Below are 24,114 nucleotides of genomic sequence, written 5' to 3' on the forward strand. Positions count from 1 at the left end.
GGCCTTATGCCGCCGGCTTCGCCTGACGGCGCCAACTATAGCTCTTGCCCGGCTCCGCGTCACGCGCAGTCGGCTGATAATAATGCGGAATCTCCGGCAGGCGCTTTTCGGTGAGACGCTTTATCGCAGTCTCGTTGGTCACCGCGAAGCTATCGATGCCGCAACGCAGCATCAAAGGCACCTGGTCGATCAGGACATCGCCGACGGCGCGCAGTTCGTTGGTGTAGCCGAGACGCTCGCGCAGCAGCGATGCATGGCTGAAAGAGCGGCCGTCGTTGAAAGCAGGAAACGCCACCGCCACCAACTCAAGGCGATAGAGATAGGGCTCGAGCTTGCGCACGTCGTCGGCGGGCTTGATCAGCACGCCGAAGCCGACTTCGTTGCTCTCGTCGGCCTTGGCCACCAGTTCCTCGAGGCTCAGCAGAGGCTTCTGCCCCTCGCCCGCCTTCACCTCTTCGGTCTCGATGACCCACGGGTCGTTCTCGACGAAGCCGGTTTCTCTCCAGATCTTGGTCATCACGCAGCCTCCGCCTTGGAATCACCGTAGAGCGCATCCTTGAACGGCTGCGGACCAACGCGGCGGTAGGCATCGAGGAATATCTCGGACGGATCGTTACGCAGGCCGAGATAGGTGTCGACGATCTTCTCGATCGCATCCGTCACTTTCTCCGGCTCGAAGCCACGGCCGATGATTTCGCCGATCGAGGTGTGCTCGTCACCGGAACCGCCGAGCGTGATCTGATAGAGCTCGGCGCCCTTCTTCTCGACACCCAGCAGACCGATATGGCCGACATGGTGGTGGCCGCAGGCGTTGATGCAGCCGGAGATCTTGATCTTCAGCTCACCGATTTCGGCCTGGCGCTCGGGATTACCGAAACGCTTCGAGATTTCCTGCGCGACAGGGATGGAGCGCGCATTGGCGAGCGCGCAGTAGTCCAAGCCGGGACAGGCAATGATATCCGTGATCAAGCCGGCATTGGCTTCGGCAAGACCGATGGCGACCAGGCCACGATAGACGCTTTCGAGATCGGCCAGTGCCACATGCGGCAGGATCAGGTTCTGCTCATGGCTGACGCGGATTTCGTCGAAGGCGTATTCCTCGGCGATATCGGCGACCGCATCCATCTGGCTGTCGGAGGCGTCACCGGGAATGCCGCCGATCGGCTTCAGCGAGATCGTCACCATGCCGTAATCGGGGTTCTTGTGCGGCTGGACGTTCTGGTGGACCCAGCGCGAGAACGCCGGATCGGCCTTTTTCCAGCGGGCGAGGTTTTCCCAGCCTTCGGCACGCTGCGGCAGAGCCGGCGGCGCGAAATAGGCGGTGATGGCGGCGACATCGGCTTCAGGAAGCTTCAGTTCGGTGTCCTTCAGAGCCGCGAACTCGACCTCGACCTGGCGGGCAAGTTCTTCGGCGCCCGTTTCGTGGACGAGGATCTTGATGCGGGCCTTGTACTTGTTGTCGCGGCGGCCGTGCAGGTTATAAACGCGCATGACGGCGGTGGTGTAGGACAGCAGGTCCTCTTCCGGCAGGAAGTCCTTGATCAGCTTGGCGATCATCGGCGTACGGCCCTGGCCGCCACCGACATAGACGGCAAAGCCGATCTCGCCCTTGTCGTTCTTCTTCAGATGCAGGCCGATGTCGTGAACCTGGATCGCGGCGCGGTCGCGCTCGGCGCCGGTGACGGCGATCTTGAACTTGCGCGGCAGGAAGGAGAATTCCGGATGGACGGACGACCACTGGCGCAGGATTTCGGCGTATGGGCGCGGATCGGCAACTTCATCGGCGGCGGCACCGGCGAAGTGGTCGGCGGTGACGTTTCTGATGCAGTTGCCCGAGGTCTGGATGGCGTGCATCTCGACGGTGGCAAGCTCTGCCAACACGTCGGGCATGTCCGACAGTTTCGGCCAGTTGAACTGCAGGTTCTGGCGGGTAGTGAAGTGGCCGTAGCCGCGGTCATAGGTGCGCGCGACATGGGCTAGCATGCGCATCTGCTTGGAGTTCAGCGTGCCGTAGGGAATGGCGATGCGCAGCATGTAGGCATGCAGCTGAAGATAGACGCCGTTCATAAGGCGCAGCGGCTTGAACGCATCCTCGGCGAGCTCGCCGGACAGACGGCGCTCAACCTGATCGCGGAACTGCGCGACGCGCTCGGCGACAAAGGCGTGGTCAAATTCGTCGTAACGGTACATCGTATTCCTCAGACTGCAATGAATGCGGGATCGGCGGGCTTGTAGCCCGGCGCGTATTCCATGGTCGGACCCTGTGCACGAATGCGCTCGCGAAGGCGCAGCGGCCAGAGAACACCATCGGTCTCCTGCACGTCAACCACGGCGACATCGACGACCAGATTATCGGCGTAGGACTTCTTGCCGATCGCCTCCAGCGCGGTAACGGCCTCGGCATGGCGCGCGACCAGCGCATCCTGCAGCGACGTCACCCAGGTGCCGTTGGCATCGAGCCAGACGGCGATGCCGTCGGTCAGCCTGTTGGCGGTCAGAACCTTGTCTCCCATAGTCAGCTCCTTAGCAGTTCATCGGACCGGGCGCGTGCACGCACCAGCGGTTCGGACAGTTCGAAATTGGCGCCCGCAACGGCGTCGCCGATGATGACCATGACAGGTCCGGTGAGTTCATCTCGGTTCTGCAGATCGGGCAGATCGCGCAGCGTACCATGCAGCAGCCGGCGATCGGCGCGGCTGGCGTTCTCGATGACGGCGACCGTCGTTTCCGGCGCGATGCCGGCGCGCATCAGCCGCTCGGCAACCGATGCGGCGACGGTGCGGCCCATGTACACGGCGATCGTGGCGCCCGATACGGCAAGGCTCGCCCAATCGGGAAGCACATCGCCGGTCAGATCGTGGCCCGTCGTGAAGACCAGCGACGAGGCAACGCCGCGCAGCGTCAGCGGCAGTTCGAAATCGGCGGCGGCGGCGAAAGCAGAGGTGATGCCGGGGACGACTTCATAGGCGATACCGGCGGCGCGCAGAGCGGCCATCTCCTCGCCGGCGCGGCCATAGACCAACGGATCGCCCGACTTCAGGCGAACGACGCGCTTGCCCTCGCGGCCGAGATAGACCAGCAGGTCGTTGATCTCCTCCTGCGACTTGGAATGACAGCCCTTGCGCTTGCCGACCGAGAGGCGCTCCGCATCGCGGCGGCCCATGTCGACGATTTCCTGGGGCACCAATGCGTCATAGACGATGACATCAGCTTCCATCATCACGCGCTGGGCGCGCAGCGTCAGGAGATCGGCGGCACCCGGACCGGCGCCGACCAGCCAGATGCGGCCTTCGGCCTTGTCGGCGGAAAGCAACAGCTCGTCAGCAAGGCGTTGTGCCTGCGGCATGTTTTCGTTTGAGACAGCATCGGCAACCGCGCCGGAGAAGAAACGGCGCCAGAACAGACGACGCGTAGCGCCCTTCTCAAGCGCATGCTCGACGCGACCGCGATAGCTGACGGCCAGTTCCGCCAAACGGCCAAGCGACGGCGCCAGCAGCTGATCGACCTGGGCGCGGATCATCTGCGCGAGAACGGGCCCTGCCCCTTCCGTGCCGATGGCAACCGCGACAGGCGCGCGGTTGACGAGCGCCGGGGTGTAGAAATCGCAGTAGTCGGGCTGATCGACGGCATTGGCCGGGACCTTGGCGGCGCGCGCGGCGTCGACGATGGCGCGATCGGCGGCGGCATCGCCCGTGGCCGCGAAGACCAGCGTTGCGCCGTCAACCTGCTCAGGCGCGAAGGCCGAGCGCACGGTCTCGATGCGGTTGGCGATCAGATGGGCGTGATAATCGGCCTCGGGGCGATCCGTGTAGGCGACGATCCGGGCCTTGGTGTTCGACAGCAGGCGCACCTTGGCAAAGGCTTCATCGCCATTGCCGAAGACAGCCGCGATCTTGCCTTCGACACGAACGAAGGCAGGAAAAACCGACAGTTGCTCACTCTTGGAAGGCATCATCAATCCATTTCGAAGTTGCCGGAATATGCACCACCGGACCAGCCAAATGAAGAAACATAAATTCCAAACCCGCTAGGACCGCGTATTGTTTTACCCGGCATGTCAATGATTTGAGCAAAACTCACCGATGCGGCGCGCGTGGCACGATGAATCACGCTGCAACGCGGCACAAAGCCTGTGACAAATTCAGGCGCGGCCAAGAATCCTCGTTTGCCTCGCGCAGCACCGGCGATAAAGTGCCGGCAACAAGGAGAACACCATGTCCGACACCACGATTGCCGCCCGCCTGCTCGATGTGATGGAGAGCGATATCCTGCCGATGACCGAACGCGGCGTCGGCCTCGGCAACAAGGTCTTCGGCGCCGCGATCCTGCGCAAGTCGGACCTTTCGCTCGTGGTCGCCGAGACCAACAACGAGCTGGAAAACCCGCTCTGGCACGGCGAAGTGCACACGCTGAAGCGCTTCTATGAGTTGGGCGAAAAGCCCGCCACCAAGGACCTGATCTTCCTTTCGACCCATGAACCCTGCACCATGTGCATGTCGGCGATCACCTGGGCCGGCTTCGACAATTTCTATTACTTCTTCAGCCACGAGGATTCCCGCGACGCCTTCGCGATCCCGCACGACCTGAAGATCCTCAAGGAAGTGTTCGGGCTCGAGCCCGGCGGCTACCGTCGCAGCAACGCCTTCTGGAACAGCTTCGCCATCGCCGATCTGGTCGAAACCGAGGGCGACGCCAAGAAGGCCGAGCTGAAGGCGCAGACGGCGCGGATCAAGGGGCGCTACGACGCGCTTTCCGAAAGCTACCAGTCGTCCAAGGGCGACAACGATATTCCGTTGAACTGACGCGAGCGACCAGAACACGATGGAAGCCTCCAAAGACATTTCGCGCCTGATCGAGATCATGGCAGCCCTTCGCAATCCCGAGACCGGTTGCCCCTGGGACATCGTCCAGACTTTCGAGACGATCAAGCCCTATACTATCGAGGAGGCTTATGAGGTCTCGGACGCGATCGAGCGCGACGACATGGACGATCTCTGCGACGAGCTCGGTGATCTGCTTCTGCAGGTCGTGTTCCATGCCCGCATGGCCGAGGAGGCCGGCGAGTTTTCGTTCGGCGATGTCGTCGAGGCGATCACGGCTAAGATGATCCGCCGCCATCCGCATGTCTTCGCCCGCTCCGACGCGGATACGCCCGACGCGGTGAAGAAGCAGTGGGACGACATCAAGCAGGCGGAAAAGCGCGAGCGCGCCGAGCGCCGGGCCGCGCGGGGCATCTCGGAGGATTTCAAGGCCGGTTTCCTCGGCTCCGTGCAGCGCAGCTTTCCGGCGCTGACGGAAGCGCTGAAGCTGCAGGAACGTGCCGCCAAGGTCGGTTTTGACTGGTCGGCGCCGGAGCCCATTCTCGACAAGATCGAGGAGGAGATCGGCGAATTGAGGGAAGCGCTGGCCTCGGGCGACCGAGCCAAGGTGAGCGATGAACTCGGCGACCTGATCTTCGCCGTGGTCAATATCGGCCGCCACGTGAAGGCTGATCCGGAGCAATCCCTGCGCGGAACGAATACCAAGTTCCGACGCCGTTTCAACCATATAGAAACGTCTCTTGAAGCGGAAGGTAAAACGCTGGAGGCCGCGACGCTGGAGCGGATGGAAGATCTCTGGCAAGCCGCCAAGGCCATCGAGCGACAGCTGGATTGACGGGTCGCGGCATGAAGCTTGAAACGCTCGACATCGCGATTGCAGGCGCCGGCGTTGGTGGCCTGTCGTTGGCAGCACTGCTTGCAAGCCGTGGCGCCCGCGTGACCATCTACGACCAGATGAGCGCGCCGCAGCCCGTCGGCTCCGGCTTCGTGCTGCAGCCGACCGGGGCTGCGGTTCTGTCGCGCATGGGTCTGCTTGCCCAGGTCGAGGCACGCGGCGCCCGCATCAGCCGCATGCATGGGCGCCTGTCCGGCAATGGCCGGACCGTGCTCGACGTCGGCTATCGTCCGGGCGCCTACGGCATCGCCATCCAGCGCGTCGCCCTGTTCGACCTCTTGCTTGAGGCTGCGATCAATGCCGGAGTGCGGTTCGAGACATCATCACGGGTGACCGACATCGAGGCGGGCAGCGCGCCGCGCCTGATCCTCGACAGCGGCATACGCACAGCGACCGCCGATCTCGCCATCGATGCCATGGGCGCCAACTCGCCGGTCGCGGCGAAGGCCGCCACCGAACTCGGCTATGGGGCGCTTTGGGCGACTGTTCCCTGGCCAGAGCATGGTATCTTCCGCAAAGACGAGCTGGAGCAACGCTACAAGAAAGCAAGCCAGATGGCCGGCGTGCTGCCTGTCGGCACCGCGCGCGATGGAGCGGCTCCAATGGCGACGTTCTTCTGGAGCATCCGGAACAAGGATTTCGAGGCATGGCGGGCCGCCGGGCGCGAGGCCTGGATCGACGCGGTGCGATCCTTCTGGCCGGAAGCGGAAGCGCTTGCCGCCGTGGCCGAGCCGGTGCACGCGCGCTACCGGCATCTGACCCGCGCGCCAGTTGCGGGGAAGCACGTGCTGAAGATCGGCGACGCCTGGCATGCAACAAGCCCGCAGCTTGGCCAGGGAGCGAACATGGCGCTGCTCGACGCGGCGTCTCTCGCTTCGGCGCTTTGCCGCGCGGCAACGGTCGGAGAGGCAATCGAGCGTCATCTGAAACAGCGGCAGATCCATATCCGCTTCTATCAGCTGCTCAGCCGTATCCTGACGCCATTCTATCAATCAGACAGTTCAGTGCTGCCTTTCAGCCGCGACATCATGATTGGCCCGGCGACCAAGCTACCGCTGGTGCGCAGCCTGATCACCACGCTGGTCACAGGTGAGCTGCTCGATCCGGTTGGACGGATCGAACTCGATCGGCTTGTTTCAGAGAAGAAAGTCGCGGTGCAGGATCAGGACGCGCTGGTCTAACCGAACGCCAAACATAGAGAACAGGAGCGCCTGATCAGCGCTCCCAGTCTTCCTTCGGCCTGGTCGTATTGCCAAGCCGGCGTTCAAGTTCGACGGCTTCCGTTTCAGACAGCCTGAGATCGAGCGTGACCGATCCATCCTCGTTGTCTTCGCGGCTGTCGACGATGGCGTGATCGTAAAGCCATGGCAGCAAGGCCAGCTTGTCGACCGGGAGCACGACGGTTGTTTCCGTCAGCACGCCGGACAGTCTGCGGCTGATCTCTTCCATCAGCGCATCGACGCCCTCGCCCGTGACAGCGGAGACGGCCACGACATTGCGGGCGCCTTCGGCCTTCTGGACGATCGCTTCGTGGTTTTCCGGCTCGAGCCGGTCGATCTTGTTCCAGACCTCGATGATGCGCTTTTCGCCCTCGGCCTCGTCGATGCCGAGATCCTTCAGGATGCGCAAGACGTCGGCGCTTTGCGCCTGGTTGTCCTCATCTGCCATGTCGCGGACGTGCAGAACGAGGTCTGCTTCCAGTACCTCTTCCAGCGTCGCGCGGAAGGCGGCGACCAGGTGGGTCGGCAAGTCGGAGATGAAGCCGACGGTATCGGACAGGATGACGGTGCGGCCATGCGGCAGCTTCATGCGGCGCAGCGTCGGATCGAGCGTCGCAAACAGCATGTCTTCGGCCAGAACGCCGGCGCCGGTGATACGGTTAAACAGCGTCGACTTGCCGGCGTTGGTGTAGCCGACCAGCGCCACGATCGGATGCGGTACCTTGCGGCGCTTGGCGCGATGCAGCTGGCGGGTGCGGACCACCTGCTCCAGCTCGCGCTCGAGCTTGATGATGCGATCCTGCAGCATGCGGCGGTCGGCTTCGATCTGGGTCTCACCCGGACCACCCATGAAGCCACCACCACCGCGCTGGCGCTCAAGGTGGGTCCAGCTGCGAACCAGCCGGCCCTTCTGGTAGTTGAGATGGGCGAGATCGACCTGCAGCGTGCCTTCCTTGGTGGAGGCGCGGCGGCCGAAGATTTCGAGAATGAGGCCCGTGCGGTCGATGACCTTGGCGTTCCATTCCTTCTCGAGATTGCGCTGCTGAACCGGCGTCAGCGGATGATCAACGATGACGAGGCCGGAATCGGTCTCATCAAGGCTGTCCTTGATCTCCTGGATCTTGCCGGTGCCCATCAGCGTCGCCGGACGCGGCTCGCTGACGGTGACGATGGTGCCCTTGACCACATCGAGATCGATCGCCTGCGCCAGTCCGGTCGCCTCTTCGAGGCGGCTTTCCGGCGTGCGGGTCGTGGTGATGGTGTCGGCACTGCCGCGGCTGCCGCGTGCCTGCTTGAGCACGGGAACGACGACGGTCGCGCGCATGTCATCCCGGTGCTTCACAGCTTCCGGGATGATCGAATCATTCTTGGTATCACGTGTCGAGATGACGTCTGTCCTGTCAGGAAGCGGATTCTTCGCTTTCGAACATCTGCATCGGCTGGCCGGGCATGATGGTCGAGATCGCGTGCTTATACACGAGTTGCGAATGGCCGTCACGGCGCAGCAGAACGCAGAAGTTGTCGAACGACGTAACAACGCCGGTCAGCTTCACACCGTTAATCAGAAATATAGTCAGGGAAATCTTTTGCTTGCGAACAGTATTGAGAAATAAGTCCTGCAGGTTTTGAGAACGTTCCGCCATCGCGCCGATTCTTTCTTTATTGCCGGCCTTCACGTGCCGGTAAAATACTTCTTATTTTTCCATCAGACAGCCGACAACCCTCATCCCTGCTGCCCGGAAAGCCTTTGGTATCAAATCGCAATCTTTTCCGCAACGGCGAAAAAGGCCTGTCTAATTTTATGCGGCGGCAGATCGCCTCAGGCCCTGCCGCCGCCCTGCCCGCGCATCGAAAAGACACGCCGGCTACCGATTACACCCTTGATCAGACGCCGAGTGACTTCAACTTGCGGTGCAGCGCCGAACGCTCCATACCGACGAACTCGGCGGTGCGCGAGATATTGCCGCCGAATCGATTGATCTGGGCAATCAGATAATCCTTCTCGAACATCTCACGCGCTTCGCGCAGCGGTAGCGTCATGATGTGGTAGTCGTTCTTCGCCGATACTTTCGGCAGCATGTCGCCGAGATCCGTCGGCAGCATCTCGGCGGTGATCGGCGCATCCGGACCGTCGGAGCGGGCGAGGATCATCAGGCGTTCGATGTTGTTGCGCAGCTGGCGGATATTGCCCGGCCAGTCGTGGGCCTGCAGGACCGCCATCGCATCGTCCCCGATGCGGCGCGGACGAATGCCGGCCTGTTCGGAAATCTGGCGCATCAGCTGATCGACGAGGAACGGGATGTCTTCGCGACGTTCGGCCAGCGACGGCACCTTGACCGGCACTACGGCGAGGCGGTGATAGAGATCCTCGCGGAACCAGCCCTCGGCGATGCGGCTTTCGAGATTGTAAGCCGTGGACGACACGATGCGCACATCGACCTTCACCCGCTTGGAGCCGCCGACGCGTTCGAACTGCTGATCGACCAGCACGCGCAGGATCTTGTTCTGCGTCTCGCGCGGCATTTCGCCGACCTCATCGAGATAGAGAATACCGCGATGGGCTTCCTCAAGCGCACCGATCTTGCGGGCCTGGCCGGGCGAACCTTCGGTACCGAACAGCGCCACTTCCATGCGGTCGGGCGTGATGTTGGCGGCGTTGATGGCAACGAAGGGGCCACTCGCGCGCGACGACTTCTTGTGGATCATCCGCGCGACCAGCTCCTTGCCGGAGCCGGAGGAGCCGAGGATCATGATGCGGCTGTTGGTCGGCGAGACCTTCTCAATCGTCTGGCGCAGCTGCGAGACGGCAACGGAGGTGCCGATCAGCTCGACCGGATCGCCGGCCTTGCGCTTCAACTCGGAGACCTCGCGCTTGAGCTTGGAGTTTTCCAGCGCACGCTCGGCAATCAGGATCAGACGATCGGCCTTGAAGGGCTTTTCGATGAAATCGAAAGCGCCGCGCTTGATGGCGGAGACGGCGGTCTCGACGTTGCCGTGGCCGGAGATCATGACGACGGGAATATCGGGATGGCGCGCCTTGACTTCATCCAGCAGCGCCAGACCGTCGAGCTTGCTGCCCTGCATCCAGATATCGAGGAAGATCAGCCGCGGCGCACGGTCCGAAATCGCGGCAAGCGCGCTGTCGCTGTCGTGCGCGGTGCGGGTCTCGTGGCCCTCGTCGGAGAGAATGCCGGAGACGATCTCGCGGATGTCGTGTTCGTCGTCGACGACCAGAATATCAGAGGCCATATGCATTTTCCTTGTCACTTGCGGCCGAGGCGGCGGGCGATTGCTCCAGGCGTGGCAGATGCACGCGGATCATGGCCCCTCTTCCCTGGTCAAAATCAGCGGGTGCGTCATGCAGTTCGAGCTGTCCGCCATGTTCTTCAATAATCTTCTTCACGATAGCGAGGCCGAGACCGGTCCCTTTCTCGCGCATCGTCATATAAGGTTCCAAGATGCTGTGCCGGTTCTCGACAGGCAGACCGCGTCCGTTGTCGATGATATCGACGGTGAAGCGATCACGCGGCTGGTCGAGCGATGCGCGCACCAGCACCTTGCGCTCGTCGCGCTCGTTGGCCGGCACGGCCTCGATCGCTTCCACCGCGTTCTTGATGAGATTGCCGAAGGCCTGGCCCAGCATGCGGCTGTCGAATTGCCCCTCAAGCGGCGCATCGCCGAACTCCTGCAGGAAGGCGACGTGGCTATTACCCATTTCGCGCAAGAAGACCGCGTCGTGCAGGATCTTGCGCAGGTCGCTCGGCTCCTTGATGGGCTTCGGCATGCGCGCGAAGGAGGAGAACTCGTCGACCATGCGGCCTATATCGCCGACCTGACGGATGATCGTCTCGGTGCACTGATCGAAGACGCCACGGTCGTCCTGGTTGATCTGCTTGCCATAGCGGCGCTGGATGCGCTCGGCCGACAGCTGGATGGGCGTGAGCGGGTTCTTGATTTCGTGGGCGATACGGCGCGCCACGTCGCCCCAGGCGGTCGAGCGCTGGGCGATGACGAGATCGGTGATGTCATCGAGCGTGATGACATAGGATTCGCTCATGTCGCGCACTTCCTCGCGCGTCACCTGGACGCTCAGCGTGCGCACGGTGCCAGCGCGCACCAGCGCGATTTGCTTGCGGAAATCGCCGCGATAGCGCGAAGCCGCTTCGGTGAGGACCTGGTCAACCTCAGGCGCGATTTCGGACAGCTGCTTGCCGAGCATGTCGCCAGCATCGAGCGCCATCAGCGTCTCGGCCGAACTGTTGACGATGGTGACCCGGCGATCATGCTCGACGCCGATGACGGCGGCGGTGACGCCAGAGAGAACGGCTTCGATGAAGCGGCGGCGGTCGTCCACCTCGTCCTTCGCTTCGAGGATCTCGTCACGCTGGGTGCGGATCTCCGAGATCATCTTGTTGAAGGTGCGCGACAGGTTGGCGACGTCGCCATCGACGGCATGGACGGGCACGACGATGTCCATATTGCCGGATGCGACGCTGTCGGCCGCGGTGATCAGCAGGCGGATCGGCCGGACGATACGGTCGGCGACGGCGATGGCCGTCCAGATGGCGGCGAGCAGCACGATCAGCGCGAAGCCGACATAGAGGATGGCGAAGGCGATCTGCAGCGAGAAACGCCCCGCCTCCATCGACCTGTATTCGGTAGCGTTCTCCTCCATCATCCGCATTGCGGTCATGACCTTGGGGTCGACCGCGCGCACGGTGTAGAGGAAGGCGCCGTCGATGGATTCGAGCCTGATGATGGCGCCGACAAGGTTCGTCACACCCGGCGGAATGAGTGTCGGCTGGCCGGCCGAGGCCTTGTTCAGGGCGTCCTGCGGGATCGCCGGCAGCGGTTTCTCGGTCTTGATATCGGCCTGCGTGATGACGGTACCATCCGCCTGCACCAAGAAGGCGCCGAGCAGGCCGCGTCCCCTCGCCTGACGCGTCATCAGCTCGGCAAAGCCGGTGCGATCGAGATTGAACAGCTGGCGATTGCGCTCCAGGTCGTTGGCCATCGAGACCGTCTGGCCCTGCAGATAGCTCGCATTCTCCATCATGTAGGCCTGCCCGATATTGCGGGAGGAACTGACGATCGATTGCGTTCTGAGCGCGAACCAGCGGTCGAGACCGGCGTTCAGCGTGATACTGGCGAAGAGGGCAACGAGAATCGCGGGCGTGATCGCCACGATCGAGAAGAGCACGACGATACGGATATGCAGACGTGCCGCGGCGCGGCCACGCTTGCGCGCCTTAAGAAGCCGCGAGACCTCGCGGCCGATCAGCGCCATAAGGCCGAGCACGAAGAAGGAATTGACGACGACGGAGGTGATGACGACAGGCGATGTCGGCGCGATCGGCGTCAGGCCGAGCAGCACGAAGAGCGTCATCGTCGCGCAGAGGAGCGCGCCCCCGGCAAGCACGAGACCGGGAAGAGCAAACAGCGCGCGGCGATCCGTTACCGTGGTAACTGCTTCGCCCTCCGCCGCCGGCGGCAACGCATCCTGCTTCATTCGTTTAACTCTCCACGCGGCGAAACGCATTTCGCCGCCGTCCATGGGTCAGGGTGAAGACCGCGCTCGATCTCCCGCTCGTCCATCGTCGAGCAGGATCTTCGGACGCAGAACTGACCGTAGGAACACAAACCCCTTGCGTGACTTATTGGCAACGCAATGTGGCGAAAATGCAACGCATCGCGTCACATTGTCAAGCGTTGCAGGGCGTCAAGCGGTGCGGGAGCTTCTGTAGACGGATACGCCGAGTTCGCGGATCTTCTTGCGCAAGGTATTGCGGTTGAGACCCAGCAGGTCGGCGGCCTTGATCTGGTTGCCGCGCGTGGCCGTAAGCGCTGCAAGGATGAGAGGATACTCCATCTCGGTCAAAACGCGGTCATAAAGGCCCGGAGGCGGCAGATTATCGCCGAACGTCGCGAAGTAGGACCGCATGTTTTCTTCAACAGCCTGCGCAATGGTCATGTTGCCATTGCGGATCGGCCCCTTCTCGATCGGGCTATCAGGAACGTCGGAGCGGAGCTCGGATTCGATGATTTCGCGGGTGATCACATCCTGTGGATAAAGTGCCATCAGGCGGCGGATGAGGTTCTCCAGCTCGCGCACGTTGCCCGGCCAAGCATAAGCCTTCATCAGATCGAGGGCTTCCTGATCGAAGCGCTTGGTGCCGAGACCTTCCTTCTCCGCCTGCTGGACGAAGTGACGGACGAGATCGGGAATATCTTCAGCGCGGTCGCGCAGCGGCGGCAGGCGCAGCGGCACGACGTTGAGGCGGTAGTACAAGTCCTCGCGGAAGAGGCCTTGGTTGATCGCCTGCTTCAGGTCCTTGTTGGTGGCGGCAACGATGCGCACGTCGGTGCGGATCGGGGTACGGCCGCCGACGGTGGTGTATTCGCCCTGCTGCAGCACGCGCAGCAGGCGCGTCTGCGCATCCATCGGCATGTCGCCGATTTCATCGAGGAACAGCGTGCCGCCCTCGGCCTGCTCGAAGCGGCCAGTGGAGCGGGTCTGGGCGCCGGTGAAGGCACCCTTTTCATGGCCGAACAGCTCGGATTCGATCAGGTCGCGCGGGATCGCGGCCATGTTGATCGCCACAAAGGGACCGTTGCGGCGCTTACCGTAGTCATGCAGCGCGCGGGCGACCAGCTCCTTGCCGGTGCCGGATTCGCCGGTGATCATCAGCGTCAGGTCGGTCAGCATCAGACGCGCGAGAACGCGGTAGATTTCCTGCATGGCGGCCGAGCGGCCAACCAGCGGCATGCCGTCCTGCACGTCGTCCTCGACCTTTGCCGGCTTCCGCTTCGGCTCGGACAGCGCGCGGCCGATGATGCCGATTAGTTCGGTCAGATCGAAGGGCTTGGGCAGATAGTCGTAGGCACCCTTCTCCGAGGCCTTGATCGCCGTCATGAAGGTGTTCTGCGCGCTCATGACCAACACCGGCAGATCCGGGCGGGCCTTCTTGATGCGCGGAAGCAGGTCGAAGGCATTCTCGTCGGGCATGACGACGTCGGTGACCACGAGGTCGCCCTCGCCGGCTGAAACCCAGCGCCACAGGGTGGCGGCGTTCGAGGTGATACGCACGTCATATCCGGCGCGGCTCAAGGCCTGATTAAGCACCGTACGAATTGCCGCATCATCATCCGCGACGAGGATCGTTGCTGTCATCGAGAAGGTCCTGTGGGGGTTATAGTTGCGTCCTCAAGCGATGCGTCCTTGGAGGCAGGCATGAGCACGCGGAATGTGGTTTTGTTGGTCTGGCTGTCGCATTCGATGATGCCGCCATGATCACCGATGATCTTGGCCACCAGCGCAAGGCCGAGCCCGCTGCCGTTGGTCTTGGTGGTGATGAAGGGGTCGAACAGATGCGGCAGGAGATCGGACGGCACGCCAGGGCCGTTATCCTGCACGCAGAACTCCAGCGGCAGCGAGATCTTCTCGCGGGTTCCCGCGACCGAAAGGCGGATGCCGGGACGATAGGCGGTCGTCAGCACGACCTCGCCATCCGGCCGGTCGCCGATCGCCTCGGCGGCGTTCTTGACGAGATTGAGGAAGACCTGCACCAGCTGGTCGCGGTTGGCGTAGACCGACGGCAGCGAGGGGTCGTAGTTCTCGGTGATCTTGATGTGACGCGCAAAGCCCGCCTTGGCCACCGCCTTCACATGATCAAGCACGGAATGGATATTGACAGGCACACGGTCGACTGGACGCTCGTCGGAGAAGACCTCCATGCGGTCGACCAGCGAGACGATGCGGTCGGTCTCGTCGCAGATCAGCCTTGTCAACGCGCGGTCATCGTCGGTTGCCGAGTGCTCGAGCAGCTGGGCGGCGCCGCGAATCCCCGAGAGCGGGTTCTTGATTTCATGCGCCAGCATGGACGCGAGACCGGTGACCGAACGGGCGGCGGCGCGATGCGTCAGCTGCCGGTCGATTTTGTCGGCCATCGAGCGTTCCTGGAAAACGATGACGACGGAGCCCGGCTCGCTCGTCACCGGTGCCACATAGATGTCCACGAGCTTGTCCTGGCCGAGTCTCGGCGAACTCAGATCGACGCGATATTCGTTGATCGGAGCGCGACGCTCGCGCACCTGATCAATCAGTGCGAGAAGCGGGCTGCCGAAGGGAATGAAGGTCGAGATCTTGTAACGCGCCAGATGCGAGGCGCTGGCCCCGAAGAAGGCTTCCGCCTCCCAGTTGGCAAAGGCCACAAGCCCGGCATCATCGACCATGATAACGGGGTTCTGGATGGCGTTGAGAACGGCCATGGCGACGGCACTGCCGGCATGGGCAGATGATAGCGACGCGTCGTTTGTCATGCAGCCTCCCGGGCATCTGTATTGTCTGCCGCCGCGACCAGGGCATCGTGGAATCGTTGCGAGACCTCGCGTGGGTCGCGCGCGGTCATGATCGCCGCCTTGTCGTTTGCCGACACCGACGGTGCGAAGCGCTCCATATACCAGCCGAGATGCTTGCGCGCATGACGAACGCCGACCGCTTCGCCGTAAAAATCGAGCATCATGCGATAATGTTCGACGGCGATATCGGCGATCTCCCATGGCTGAGGCTCATCGGCGCCGGCGAGCACGCCGGCATGCCACGGGCGTCCCTGGCAGCCACGGCCGATCATCACGGCGTCGGCGCCGGAGCGGCGCAGGATTTCATGGGCATCCTCCACCGTTTCAACGTCGCCATTGGCGACCAGCGGAATGGTGAGGACATCGCGCACGGCGCGGATCGCATCCCAATCGGCGCGTCCTTCGTAAAACTGCATGCGCGTGCGACCGTGGATCGTCACCAGCTGAACACCGGCCTCCTGCGCACGCTTTGCGATTTCGGGGGCGTTGATCGAATTTTCGTCCCAGCCAAGCCGCATCTTCAGCGTCACGGGAACATCGACAGCCTTGACGGTCGCCTCAATGAGGCCGAGCGCGTGGTCCGGGTCGCGCATCAGCGCCGAGCCGGAATAGCCGCCGATCACCTTCTTCGCAGGGCATCCCATGTTGATGTCGATGATATCGGCACCGTGCGCGGCGGCGATCTTCGCGCCTTCCGCCATCCAGTGCGCTTCGCGACCGGCAAGCTGAACCATGTGCGGATTGAAGCCGGCGGTCTTCAGCCGCGCCCAGGATTGCTCGGTGTCGTTGACGAGTTCGCGGCTGGCCACCATCTCGGTCACCACCAGCCCCGCGCCATGGCGCCAAGCCAATTGACGGAACGGCATATCGGTGACGCCGGACATGGGCGCCAGCACGATACGGTTGCGCACCGCAACGGTTCCGATGCACAAAGGAGATGCGAGGTGTATGTCAGACAACTGATTATCTTTCAGGCACGCTAAGCAGGTGCACTATTTTTAGACAGATTTAAAAGACTTGCCAAGGGGGAAGTGCCCGAATTGATATTTTTCGGGCAGATGCTGGAATTCGGTGCGCCAAGCCGTTAGAGCACCTCCAGAAATTCTGCTTTTTGGGGATTTATGCCGCAAATGCATCAAAAGCAACCGATATCGATCGGAATTATCGTGGTGGCCGCAGGCCGGGGCGAGCGCGCCGGCGCATCCGTTGAAGGCCCAAAGCAATATCGCCGGATCGGTGGCCGGCCCGTCATTGCCCACACGCTCGAACTTTTCGCGACATGGCCCGCAGCAACTGAGATCGTCGCCGTGATTCACGCCGATGACGAAGCGTTATTTGCGAAGGCAACCGCTGGTGTGACTTCCAAGCTGCCGATCGCCACTGTCCATGGCGGCTCGACGCGCCAACAATCAGTGCTCTCGGGGCTTCGGCATCTGAAGGACAAGGGGATCACCCACGTCCTGATTCATGATGCCGTGCGGCCGTTCTTCGATCACGATCTGCTCGAACGCGTCGCGGCCGCGCTGGCTGAGGGCGCGCCTGCCGTGCTACCGGCCATGCCGGTTGCCGATACGCTGAAGCGCGCCGATCAATCCGGCATCGTGGTCGAGACCGTCCCCCGCGCGCAGCTCTATGCGGCGCAGACGCCGCAATCCTTCGATTTCGGCATCATCCTTGCCGCGCATGAGAAGGCGGCAGCGGCCGATCGCAACGATTTTACCGACGACGCGGCGATCGCCGAATGGGCCGGCCATCCCGTGACGATCGTCGAGGGCATGGCCGACAATGTAAAACTGACAGTGAGGCGTGATATCGCAATGGCCGACCAGAGACTTTCCAGCACACGCCTTCCCGATGTGCGCACCGGCAACGGCTACGACGTGCACCAGCTCGAGGCCGGCGACGGCGTGACGCTCTGTGGCGTGTTCATTCCGCACAACCAGAAGCTCAAGGGCCATTCGGATGCTGATGTGGCGCTGCATGCGCTGACGGACGCGCTGCTTGCCACCTGTGGCGCCGGCGATATCGGCGACCACTTCCCGCCGTCGGACCCGCAATGGAAGGGCGCTCCTTCGCGCATCTTCATCGAGCATGCGGCCAAGATCGTGCGCGAGCGCGGCGGCACCATCATGAACGCCGACGTGACGCTGATTGCGGAAGCGCCGAAGGTCGGGCCGCACCGCGACACGATGCGCGCCATGCTTTCCGAGTTCCTCGGCATCTCGATCGACCGCTGCTCGGTCAAGGCGACGACCAACGAGACGATCGGCTTCGTCGGTCGCCGCGAGGGGATCGCCGCCATCGCCACCGCCACCGTCGTCTATCAGGAGATCAGCCAATGAGCCTCTTTCCCGCCGATATCCTATCCGAGGCCGAAGCCATTGTGAGGACGTTCGGAGCGGCGGGATTGATGGTGTCGACGGCGGAATCATGCACGGGCGGGCTGATTGCCGGCGCACTCACGGAAATCTCGGGCTCGTCGGCGGTCGTCGACCGCGGCTTCGTCACCTATACGAACACCGCGAAGATGGAGATGCTGGGCGTCCAGGAAGCGACGCTTGCGCATTTCGGCGCCGTGTCGGAAGAGACGGCGCGGCAGATGGTGCATGGCGCCCTCTTCCGCTCGCGCGCATCGATCGCCGTCGCGGTCACGGGTATTGCCGGGCCAAGCGGCGGATCGGCGGAAAAGCCTGTTGGCCTCGTGCACCTCGCCGCCAAGTCACGCCACGGTGACCTCATTCACAACAAGATGCTCTATGGCGATATCGGCCGTGGCGAAGTTCGTCTCGCCACCGTCCGGACGGCGCTGGCGATGATCCGGCGGCTCGGACCCCAGTGAGTTTCGCTCAGCTGTAGATCTTGCCGGCGCGCGTTTCGAAGGCTTCGGTGAACATGCGGAAGGCGCGATCGAACATCGAGCCCATCAAGGCGCCGAGAATGCGGCTCTTGAACTCGTAATCGATGAAGAAATGCACGTTGGAGCCCGACGCCGTGTCTTCGAAGCGCCAGCGATTGTCGAGGTACTTGAAAGGGCCGTCGATGTATTTGACGTCGATGACGCGCTCGGCCTTGTTGAGCAGCACCTGCGTCGTGAAGGTCTCGCGGATCGCCTTGTAGCCGACCGTCATGTCGGCGATGAGCAGGACCTTGCCATCGCGCTCCTTGCGGCTGCGGATCGCAAGCCCTTCGCAAAGCGGCAGGAATTGCGGGTATTTCTCGACATCGGCAACGAGATCGAACATCTGGTCTGCGGAATGCGGGACGGGGCGGTGCGTTTCGAACTGAGGCATGACCGGCAGTTAAGCGGGCGCGCCAAGAAGATCAAGAAGGCGGCGCATTTCACGGTGCGATTTCAACTGAAGGACGGGCACATCGGGCTTGTATCGCTCGATGCCCGCAAGGATGAGCGGCGCCCACCGTCGCTCGAAATTCCAGATATAGGTCAGGAACTCGCCATCCAGCCTTTCCGGGCAACCCGGCGCCATCTCCGGCCGCGCCCTGCCCCGCCAGCGAAGCCACCTTGTGGTGACACCGAGCAGGCAACGCCAGCGCGGCAGCCGCACCCAAAGCACCATATCGGTGCGCGGCATCCTGAGATCGAAGGTCGATGCGCCGGTGCCGTCCATCAGCCACCGCTCTTCAGCGACGGCGGTGGCGATCATCTCGCGCTCCTCGGCCTTCGGCCGTTTCACCCAGCCGGGCAGCCAATAGAAGTCGCGGTCCATGGATATATGCCGCACGCCGAGCCGCGCGCCGAGGCGTTTTGACAGCGTGGTCTTGCCGCCACCGGAGCAGCCGATCACCAGAATGCGGTCGGCGCGGCTGACGAGGTTGGCGGCACTGGCGATATCGGTGACGAAGTTCGGCATGTCTTTCCCTCCCGCAAGCAAAGACCGAATCAGGCTGTCATCCTAGCCGATGGCTTCGAGGCGCTGAAGCAGCTGTCTCATCTGCGCCCTGCTCTTCAGTTCGACGAGTGGTACATCAGGCCCATGCAGGCGGATGCCTTCCATGAATTCGGGCACATCGTCCCTCTCGAAATTCCAGACATAGGACATGAACTCCCGGTCCGGCCACTGTTCCAGGCATCCAGGCGCCATATCGGGCCGTGTCCTGCCGCGATAGACGATACCGCGCTTGAAGATGCTCCACAGGCAGAGCCAGCGCGACACCCTCACCCACAGGATCACATCGGCGCGTGGCAGCCTGAGATCGAGCGTCCTCGGATTATTGCCGTCGATGATCCAGCGCTCCTCGGCAACGATCCTGGCGATGATCTCGCGCTGTTCCGGCCTCGGTCTCGACACCCAGCTTGGAAGCCAGAATACCTCGCGGTCCATGGAGACGTAGCGGACGCCGAGGATGCGCGCGAGCTTCTGCGCCAGCGTGCTCTTGCCGCCACCGGATGAGCCAAAGATGACGATGCGGTCGGCGCGCTTCAGGAATTCTGCCGCCTCACCGAGATCGGTGACGTTCAGCCGATGCTTCGGTTGTTGCAATACGATGGCCTCTTGTCTGATTGCGGGGAGGGTCAGGCCGCCTGGACGGGGGTGATCCCGCTGAGGTCGCCGGCGGTCCGACGCGCGACCGCAAGGTCATAGGTGCGCTGCAGATTGAGCCAGAATTCCGGGCTGTTGTTGAAATAGCGGGACAGACGCAACGCCGTGTCTGCGGTAATGCCGTTTTCGCCGCGCAGGACCCGTTCGATCCGCGTGCGCGGAATTCCTATATCCTCCGCCGCCTTGTAGGCGGAGATGCCGTATTCCTTCAGGAAATCCTCCTTGAGGATTTCACCGGGATGGATGGGGTCGACAGGAATGATCTGCATCCGCGTCTCCTCATTCGTGCGTGTACGACGCAGTGCTCGTCCTATCACCTAGTGCAGCGACCGCAGAATGTCATCCATGGTTTCGTCGGAGACGCCGCTCGCCAGCCCTTCATCGACAAGAGCCTGCATGTTGGCGATCTTGGTAGCGCGCTCTTGGTCGCGGCGAACGAGATCGCGGACGTAGTCGGACGCATCGGCATAGCTGCCGGCGGAGGCCTGCTTTTCCAGCCAGACCTTCATCTCATCCGACACCGTCACGGTTACCGTGGGCATGACGTGTTCCTTTGCTGCATTGCCTGCCGCCGATCATGGCACAGCAGGCCCGCCAAGAGAACCGTCTTACTCCGCAGCCACCAGCAGCTTCTTCTCGCGCGCCGCGCGCAGACGGGCGAAGTCGTCGCCGGCGTGGTGCGAGGAGCGGGTCAGCGGGCTGGAGGCGACCATCAGAAAACCCTTGGTGTAGGCGACCGTCTCGTAGGACTTGAATTCCTCGGGCGTGACGTAGCTCATCACCGCGTGGTGCTTGCGGGTCGGCTGCAGGTACTGGCCGATCGTCAGGAAGTCGACGTCGGCGACGCGCAGGTCGTCCATCAGCTGCAGCACTTCGTTGCGCTCCTCGCCGAGGCCAACCATGATGCCCGACTTGGTGAACATGGTCGGGTCGAGTTCCTTCACCCGCTGCAGCAGGCGAACGGAGTGGAAGTAGCGCGCGCCGGGACGGACGGTGAGATAGTTGCCCGGAACGGTTTCCATATTGTGGTTGAAGACGTCCGGCTTGGCGGCGACGACACGCTCCAGTGCACCGGGCTTCTTCAGGAAGTCGGGCGTCAGGATTTCGATCGTGGTCGTCGGCGATGCCGCGCGGATCGCCCAGATCACCTTCTCGAAGTGCTCGGCGCCGCCGTCTTCCAGATCGTCGCGGTCAACTGACGTGATGACCACGTGGCTGAGGCCCATCTCCTTGACGGCCTTCGCCACGCTCTCGGGCTCGGCCATGTCGAGCGCGTTCGGCTTGCCGGTCGCGACATTGCAGAAGGAACAGGCGCGCGTACAGATCTCGCCCATGATCATGAAGGTGGCGTGCTTCTTGTCCCAGCACTCGCCGATATTCGGGCAGCCGGCTTCCTCGCAGACGGTGACGAGCTTGTGCTCCTTCACGATCGAGCGGGTTTCGGCGTAGCCCTTGGAGGTCGGCGCCTTGACGCGGATCCAGTCCGGCTTGCGCATGACTTCCGTGTCCGGGCGATGCGCCTTTTCCGGGTGCCGCACGCGCTTTTCAGCGCTTGGATTGATCCTGTCGAGAATAGTTACCATCAATAACCTGCCTTCAAACCGCCGGAAGCGGCCTTCTTCGTCAGCGTCTGACGAGTTTTGCCAGAAATAGCAAGATACAAGAGCCGATGAAACCCGTCACAAGGTAACCCTGCCAACCGCTGGCGACATAGATGCCGGCGCGGGCAAAGATCGCGCTGCCGATGACAGCACCGACGATGCCGATGACGATGTTCATAAAAACGCCGAAGCGTATGCCCATCAAAATGCCCGCGAGCCAGCCCGCCAAGCCGCCGACGATGATCGCCGTAATCCAGCCCACACCTTCCATGCAGTCCTATCCCCTCAAGCTATCGCCCTTGCGATCAACACCACGATGATGGCGCCGACCGTGGCGTGAATGATCTGCACCACGATGGCGCTGTCTATGCCCAGGTTGATCCCCAGCGCGTTGAAGAGGAAGCCTCCGACGAACGCGCCGATGATGCCGCTGAGCAGGCACCGTATCAATCCGCCTCCGCCAACGATCAGGCTGGCGAGGAACCCCGCGACCAAACCGATCAGGAGGAAGATGACGAGTGCCTGCGTACCCATAGACATGATGATTTCCTTTCGCTTTTTCCAGTCCGCGATTGAACGTGGTTCAATCCGTCATAGAGAGCGGCGAAGAAAATTATCAAGCGTTGAGGACGCGACCATAAGCATCCAGAACCGCTTCCTTCATGGTTTCGGAAACCGTCGGATGCGGGAAGATGGTGTGCATCAGTTCTTCTTCGGTCGTTTCCAGGTTCATGGCGACGACGAAGCCCTGGATGAGTTCGGTGACTTCGGCGCCGACCATGTGCGCGCCGAGCAATTCGCCGGTCTTCTTGTCGAAGATCACCTTGCAGAGACCCTGGTCTTCGCCGAGCGCAATCGCCTTGCCGTTGGCGGCGAAGGAGAAGCGACCAACGCGGATGTCGCGGCCGGCTTCCTTGGCCTTGGCTTCCGTCAGCCCGACGGAGGCGACCTGCGGATGGCAGTAGGTGCAGCCGGGGACCTTGCCCTTGTCGGTGGCGTGAACGTTCGGCAGGCCGGCGATCTTTTCGACGCAGACGACGCCTTCGTGCTCTGCCTTGTGGGCGAGCATCGGCGGGCCGGCGACGTCGCCGATGGCGTAGATGCCGGCGATGTTGGTCTTGCCGTAGCCATCGATGACGACGCAGCCGCGATCGGTCTTGACGCCGACGGCTTCGAGGCCGAGGTTTTCGATGTTGCCCTGGACGCCCACGGCCGAGATCATGCGGTCGGCGGTGATCTGCTGGACCTTGCCGTCAGCCGTCTCGACGTGCGCCGTGAGGCTATCAGCGGCCTTTTCGACCTTGGTGATCTTGGCGCTGGTGAGGATCTTCATGCCGCGCTTCTCGAGCTGCTTGCGCGCGATCGCGGTGACTTCGACGTCCTCGACCGGCATGATCGTCGGCATGACTTCGACGACCGTGACGTCGACTCCCATGGAGCGGTAGAAGCTCGCGAACTCGATGCCGATGGCGCCCGAGCCTATGACGATCAGCGACTTCGGCAGGGCTGCCGGCTTCATCGCTTCGAAATAGGTCCAGATCAGCTTGCCATCCGGCTCGATGCCGGGCAGCGCGCGCGGACGGGCGCCGGTTGCGATGATGATGTGCTTGGCGGTGTAGGTGCCCTCGCCCTTGACGTTCTTCGGAACCGGATTCTGCGGCTCGACGACGGGCTTGGAGGACTTGCCGACGACGATCTCGCCCGGCTTGGTGATCTTGGCTTCGCCCCAGATCACATCGACCTTGTTCTTCTTCATCAGGAAGCCGACGCCGCCGTTGAGGCGGGCGGAAACGCCGCGCGAGCGGGCGACGACTGCCTTCACATCGGCGCTCATCTTGCCTTCGAGAACGAGGCCGTAGTCCTTGGCGTGGTTGGCGTGGTCGAGCACCTCGGCCGAGCGCAGCAGTGCCTTGGTCGGGATGCAGCCCCAGTTCAGGCAGATGCCGCCCAGGTGCTCGCGCTCGACGATCGCGGTCTTGAGACCGAGCTGGCTGGCGCGCACAGCGGCCACATAGCCGCCGGGACCGGAGCCGATGATGATGACGTCGTAATTCTCAGCCATGTTTTCCTGCCTTTGTTATCGGGCGTCGCGGGTGAGAAGCACCCACTCGTGTTTCCTGCTGCTTTCGAAAAGAGACATCGCCTTCTGACGCGCCGCTTCCGAAAATCCATTCTTCTTGTAAAGCGACAGAGCCGCTTCATTGTCGCTTGCGGTGATCAAACTGACCGGCAGCGACCCTGCCCTGTCGATCTGACCTTTCAGTATTTCCCGGCCGATCCCGATGCCGCGCAGATGGCTATAGACGCCGAGCGTTGCAATGAACCAGCTGCCAACAACCATCTTCTGTAGGTCGATCACCGGCTGCAAAGCCACGCGGTCGACCTCCATGCTCTCAACGTCCTCGCCCAGCGCGTAACCGATCGCCGCGCCCGCCGTCTCTCCGTAGGCTTCGGCCAGCACCGCATGGCGCCATGTGCCGTAGCCTTCGTCTTGACGCATCTTCAGCCGGCCAAGCTCCATCGGCGTATCGCTTCCGGTACCACCGAGCTCACCCAGCCAGAGCCAGGAGGCGAAGCCATGGGAGGCAATGTCCGAGAGGATCGCCAGTTCGGCCGCGTCATCCCGTGTGGCGGGACGCAGCGTCACGAAAGACGCCACGG

The 24,114-nt window shown here is 62.6% G+C and carries 27 protein-coding genes; 5 read left to right on the forward strand and 22 right to left on the reverse strand.

What is annotated here, in order from left to right:
• Window positions 1-4: 4 nt before the first annotated feature.
• From D460_RS0117950 to D460_RS36005, 5 genes are read right to left on the reverse strand one after another with little or no spacing between them, the layout of a single operon-like run.
• Window positions 5-517 (reverse strand): DUF934 domain-containing protein, encoded by a 513-nt coding sequence (locus D460_RS0117950; RefSeq protein ID WP_018899961.1) that lies wholly within the window; start codon window positions 515-517, stop codon window positions 5-7.
• On the reverse strand, window positions 517-2,190 hold the full coding sequence (locus tag D460_RS0117955) for a nitrite/sulfite reductase (RefSeq protein WP_018899962.1): 1,674 nt from the start codon (window positions 2,188-2,190) through the stop codon (window positions 517-519). The genes D460_RS0117950 and D460_RS0117955 overlap by 1 nt, the downstream gene beginning before the upstream one ends.
• Window positions 2,191-2,198: 8 nt before the next feature.
• Complete coding sequence (locus D460_RS0117960) at window positions 2,199-2,513, reverse strand: DUF2849 domain-containing protein (protein WP_018899963.1); 315 nt, start codon at window positions 2,511-2,513, stop codon at window positions 2,199-2,201.
• Window positions 2,514-2,515: 2 nt separating this feature from the next.
• Complete coding sequence (gene cysG, locus D460_RS0117965) at window positions 2,516-3,952, reverse strand: siroheme synthase CysG (protein ID WP_026283278.1); 1,437 nt, start codon at window positions 3,950-3,952, stop codon at window positions 2,516-2,518.
• A 2-nt stretch (window positions 3,953-3,954) separates the two neighbouring features.
• On the reverse strand, window positions 3,955-4,155 hold the full coding sequence (locus D460_RS36005; RefSeq protein ID WP_155947777.1) for a hypothetical protein: 201 nt from the start codon (window positions 4,153-4,155) through the stop codon (window positions 3,955-3,957).
• 59 nt (window positions 4,156-4,214) lie between these two features.
• Here D460_RS36005 and D460_RS0117970 point away from each other — a divergent pair, with 59 nt between their 5' ends.
• The 3 genes from D460_RS0117970 to D460_RS0117980 are packed head-to-tail and all read left to right on the forward strand — an operon-like array spanning window position 4,215 to window position 6,896.
• On the forward strand, window positions 4,215-4,802 hold the full coding sequence (locus tag D460_RS0117970; protein WP_018899965.1) for a nucleoside deaminase: 588 nt from the start codon (window positions 4,215-4,217) through the stop codon (window positions 4,800-4,802).
• A 19-nt stretch (window positions 4,803-4,821) separates the two neighbouring features.
• The gene (gene mazG / locus D460_RS0117975) at window positions 4,822-5,655 is read left to right on the forward strand and encodes a nucleoside triphosphate pyrophosphohydrolase (RefSeq protein WP_018899966.1); all 834 of its coding nucleotides are present in this window, start codon (window positions 4,822-4,824) and stop codon (window positions 5,653-5,655) included.
• An 11-nt stretch (window positions 5,656-5,666) separates the two neighbouring features.
• On the forward strand, window positions 5,667-6,896 hold the full coding sequence (locus D460_RS0117980; RefSeq protein WP_037111603.1) for an NAD(P)/FAD-dependent oxidoreductase: 1,230 nt from the start codon (window positions 5,667-5,669) through the stop codon (window positions 6,894-6,896).
• 34 nt (window positions 6,897-6,930) lie between these two features.
• On the opposite strand, the gene hflX is transcribed toward D460_RS0117980, so the two are convergent.
• The 7 genes from hflX to dusB form a co-directional block, all read right to left on the reverse strand.
• Window positions 6,931-8,259, reverse strand: a complete 1,329-nt coding sequence (gene hflX / locus D460_RS0117985) for a GTPase HflX (protein WP_018899968.1) — start codon at window positions 8,257-8,259, stop codon at window positions 6,931-6,933.
• 76 nt (window positions 8,260-8,335) lie between these two features.
• Entirely contained in the window at window positions 8,336-8,578 is a 243-nt protein-coding gene (gene hfq, locus D460_RS0117990; protein WP_018325164.1) for an RNA chaperone Hfq, read from the reverse strand.
• 241 nt (window positions 8,579-8,819) lie between these two features.
• A complete protein-coding gene (locus D460_RS0117995; RefSeq protein ID WP_018899970.1) occupies window positions 8,820-10,184 on the reverse strand; it encodes a sigma-54 dependent transcriptional regulator in 1,365 nt (454 codons plus the stop codon).
• On the reverse strand, window positions 10,174-12,444 hold the full coding sequence (locus D460_RS0118000) for a PAS domain-containing sensor histidine kinase (RefSeq protein WP_018899971.1): 2,271 nt from the start codon (window positions 12,442-12,444) through the stop codon (window positions 10,174-10,176). The genes D460_RS0117995 and D460_RS0118000 overlap by 11 nt, the downstream gene beginning before the upstream one ends.
• A 210-nt stretch (window positions 12,445-12,654) precedes the next feature.
• Entirely contained in the window at window positions 12,655-14,106 is a 1,452-nt protein-coding gene (ntrC, locus tag D460_RS0118005; protein ID WP_018899972.1) for a nitrogen regulation protein NR(I), read from the reverse strand.
• Window positions 14,103-15,254, reverse strand: a complete 1,152-nt coding sequence (locus D460_RS0118010) for a nitrogen regulation protein NR(II) (protein ID WP_018899973.1) — start codon at window positions 15,252-15,254, stop codon at window positions 14,103-14,105. The genes ntrC and D460_RS0118010 overlap by 4 nt, the downstream gene beginning before the upstream one ends.
• Window positions 15,251-16,267, reverse strand: coding sequence for a tRNA dihydrouridine synthase DusB (gene dusB, locus D460_RS0118015; RefSeq protein WP_037111587.1), 1,017 nt, complete (start codon window positions 16,265-16,267; stop codon window positions 15,251-15,253). The genes D460_RS0118010 and dusB overlap by 4 nt, the downstream gene beginning before the upstream one ends.
• 147 nt (window positions 16,268-16,414) lie before the next feature.
• Between dusB and D460_RS0118020 the strand changes: the two genes are divergently transcribed.
• Complete coding sequence (locus D460_RS0118020) at window positions 16,415-17,635, forward strand: bifunctional 2-C-methyl-D-erythritol 4-phosphate cytidylyltransferase/2-C-methyl-D-erythritol 2,4-cyclodiphosphate synthase (protein ID WP_026283280.1); 1,221 nt, start codon at window positions 16,415-16,417, stop codon at window positions 17,633-17,635.
• Window positions 17,632-18,132, forward strand: coding sequence for a CinA family protein (locus tag D460_RS0118025; RefSeq protein WP_018899976.1), 501 nt, complete (start codon window positions 17,632-17,634; stop codon window positions 18,130-18,132). Before D460_RS0118020 ends, D460_RS0118025 begins: the two co-directional genes overlap by 4 nt.
• A 7-nt stretch (window positions 18,133-18,139) precedes the next feature.
• Here D460_RS0118025 and D460_RS0118030 read toward each other — a convergent pair whose 3' ends face one another.
• From D460_RS0118030 to D460_RS0118075, 10 genes are all read right to left on the reverse strand, one after another.
• Window positions 18,140-18,583, reverse strand: a complete 444-nt coding sequence (locus D460_RS0118030; protein ID WP_018899977.1) for a type II toxin-antitoxin system RatA family toxin — start codon at window positions 18,581-18,583, stop codon at window positions 18,140-18,142.
• 9 nt (window positions 18,584-18,592) lie between these two features.
• Window positions 18,593-19,162 carry a hypothetical protein gene (locus D460_RS0118035; RefSeq protein ID WP_018899978.1) on the reverse strand — a complete coding sequence of 190 codons (570 nt, stop codon included), beginning with the start codon at window positions 19,160-19,162 and terminating at the stop codon, window positions 18,593-18,595.
• A gap of 42 nt (window positions 19,163-19,204) precedes the next feature.
• Window positions 19,205-19,792: a hypothetical protein gene (locus D460_RS0118040; RefSeq protein WP_018899979.1), complete on the reverse strand. Its 588-nt coding sequence runs from the start codon at window positions 19,790-19,792 to the stop codon at window positions 19,205-19,207.
• A gap of 32 nt (window positions 19,793-19,824) precedes the next feature.
• Window positions 19,825-20,121 carry a HigA family addiction module antitoxin gene (locus D460_RS0118045; protein WP_018899980.1) on the reverse strand — a complete coding sequence of 99 codons (297 nt, stop codon included), beginning with the start codon at window positions 20,119-20,121 and terminating at the stop codon, window positions 19,825-19,827.
• 48 nt (window positions 20,122-20,169) lie between these two features.
• Window positions 20,170-20,394 carry a type II toxin-antitoxin system ParD family antitoxin gene (locus D460_RS0118050; protein WP_018899981.1) on the reverse strand — a complete coding sequence of 75 codons (225 nt, stop codon included), beginning with the start codon at window positions 20,392-20,394 and terminating at the stop codon, window positions 20,170-20,172.
• A gap of 66 nt (window positions 20,395-20,460) precedes the next feature.
• Window positions 20,461-21,435: a lipoyl synthase gene (gene lipA, locus D460_RS0118055; protein ID WP_018899982.1), complete on the reverse strand. Its 975-nt coding sequence runs from the start codon at window positions 21,433-21,435 to the stop codon at window positions 20,461-20,463.
• 40 nt (window positions 21,436-21,475) lie between these two features.
• Window positions 21,476-21,724 (reverse strand): GlsB/YeaQ/YmgE family stress response membrane protein, encoded by a 249-nt coding sequence (locus D460_RS0118060; protein WP_018899983.1) that lies wholly within the window; start codon window positions 21,722-21,724, stop codon window positions 21,476-21,478.
• A gap of 14 nt (window positions 21,725-21,738) precedes the next feature.
• A complete protein-coding gene (locus D460_RS0118065) occupies window positions 21,739-21,993 on the reverse strand; it encodes a GlsB/YeaQ/YmgE family stress response membrane protein (protein WP_018899984.1) in 255 nt (84 codons plus the stop codon).
• 76 nt (window positions 21,994-22,069) lie between these two features.
• Window positions 22,070-23,515, reverse strand: coding sequence for a dihydrolipoyl dehydrogenase (gene lpdA / locus D460_RS0118070; RefSeq protein ID WP_018899985.1), 1,446 nt, complete (start codon window positions 23,513-23,515; stop codon window positions 22,070-22,072).
• A gap of 15 nt (window positions 23,516-23,530) precedes the next feature.
• Window positions 23,531-24,112: a GNAT family N-acetyltransferase gene (locus tag D460_RS0118075; RefSeq protein ID WP_026283281.1), complete on the reverse strand. Its 582-nt coding sequence runs from the start codon at window positions 24,110-24,112 to the stop codon at window positions 23,531-23,533.
• Window positions 24,113-24,114: the final 2 nt, after the last annotated feature.

Source organism: Rhizobium sp. 2MFCol3.1, from assembly GCF_000377565.1.
Taxonomy (GTDB): Bacteria; Pseudomonadota; Alphaproteobacteria; order Rhizobiales; family Rhizobiaceae; genus Rhizobium.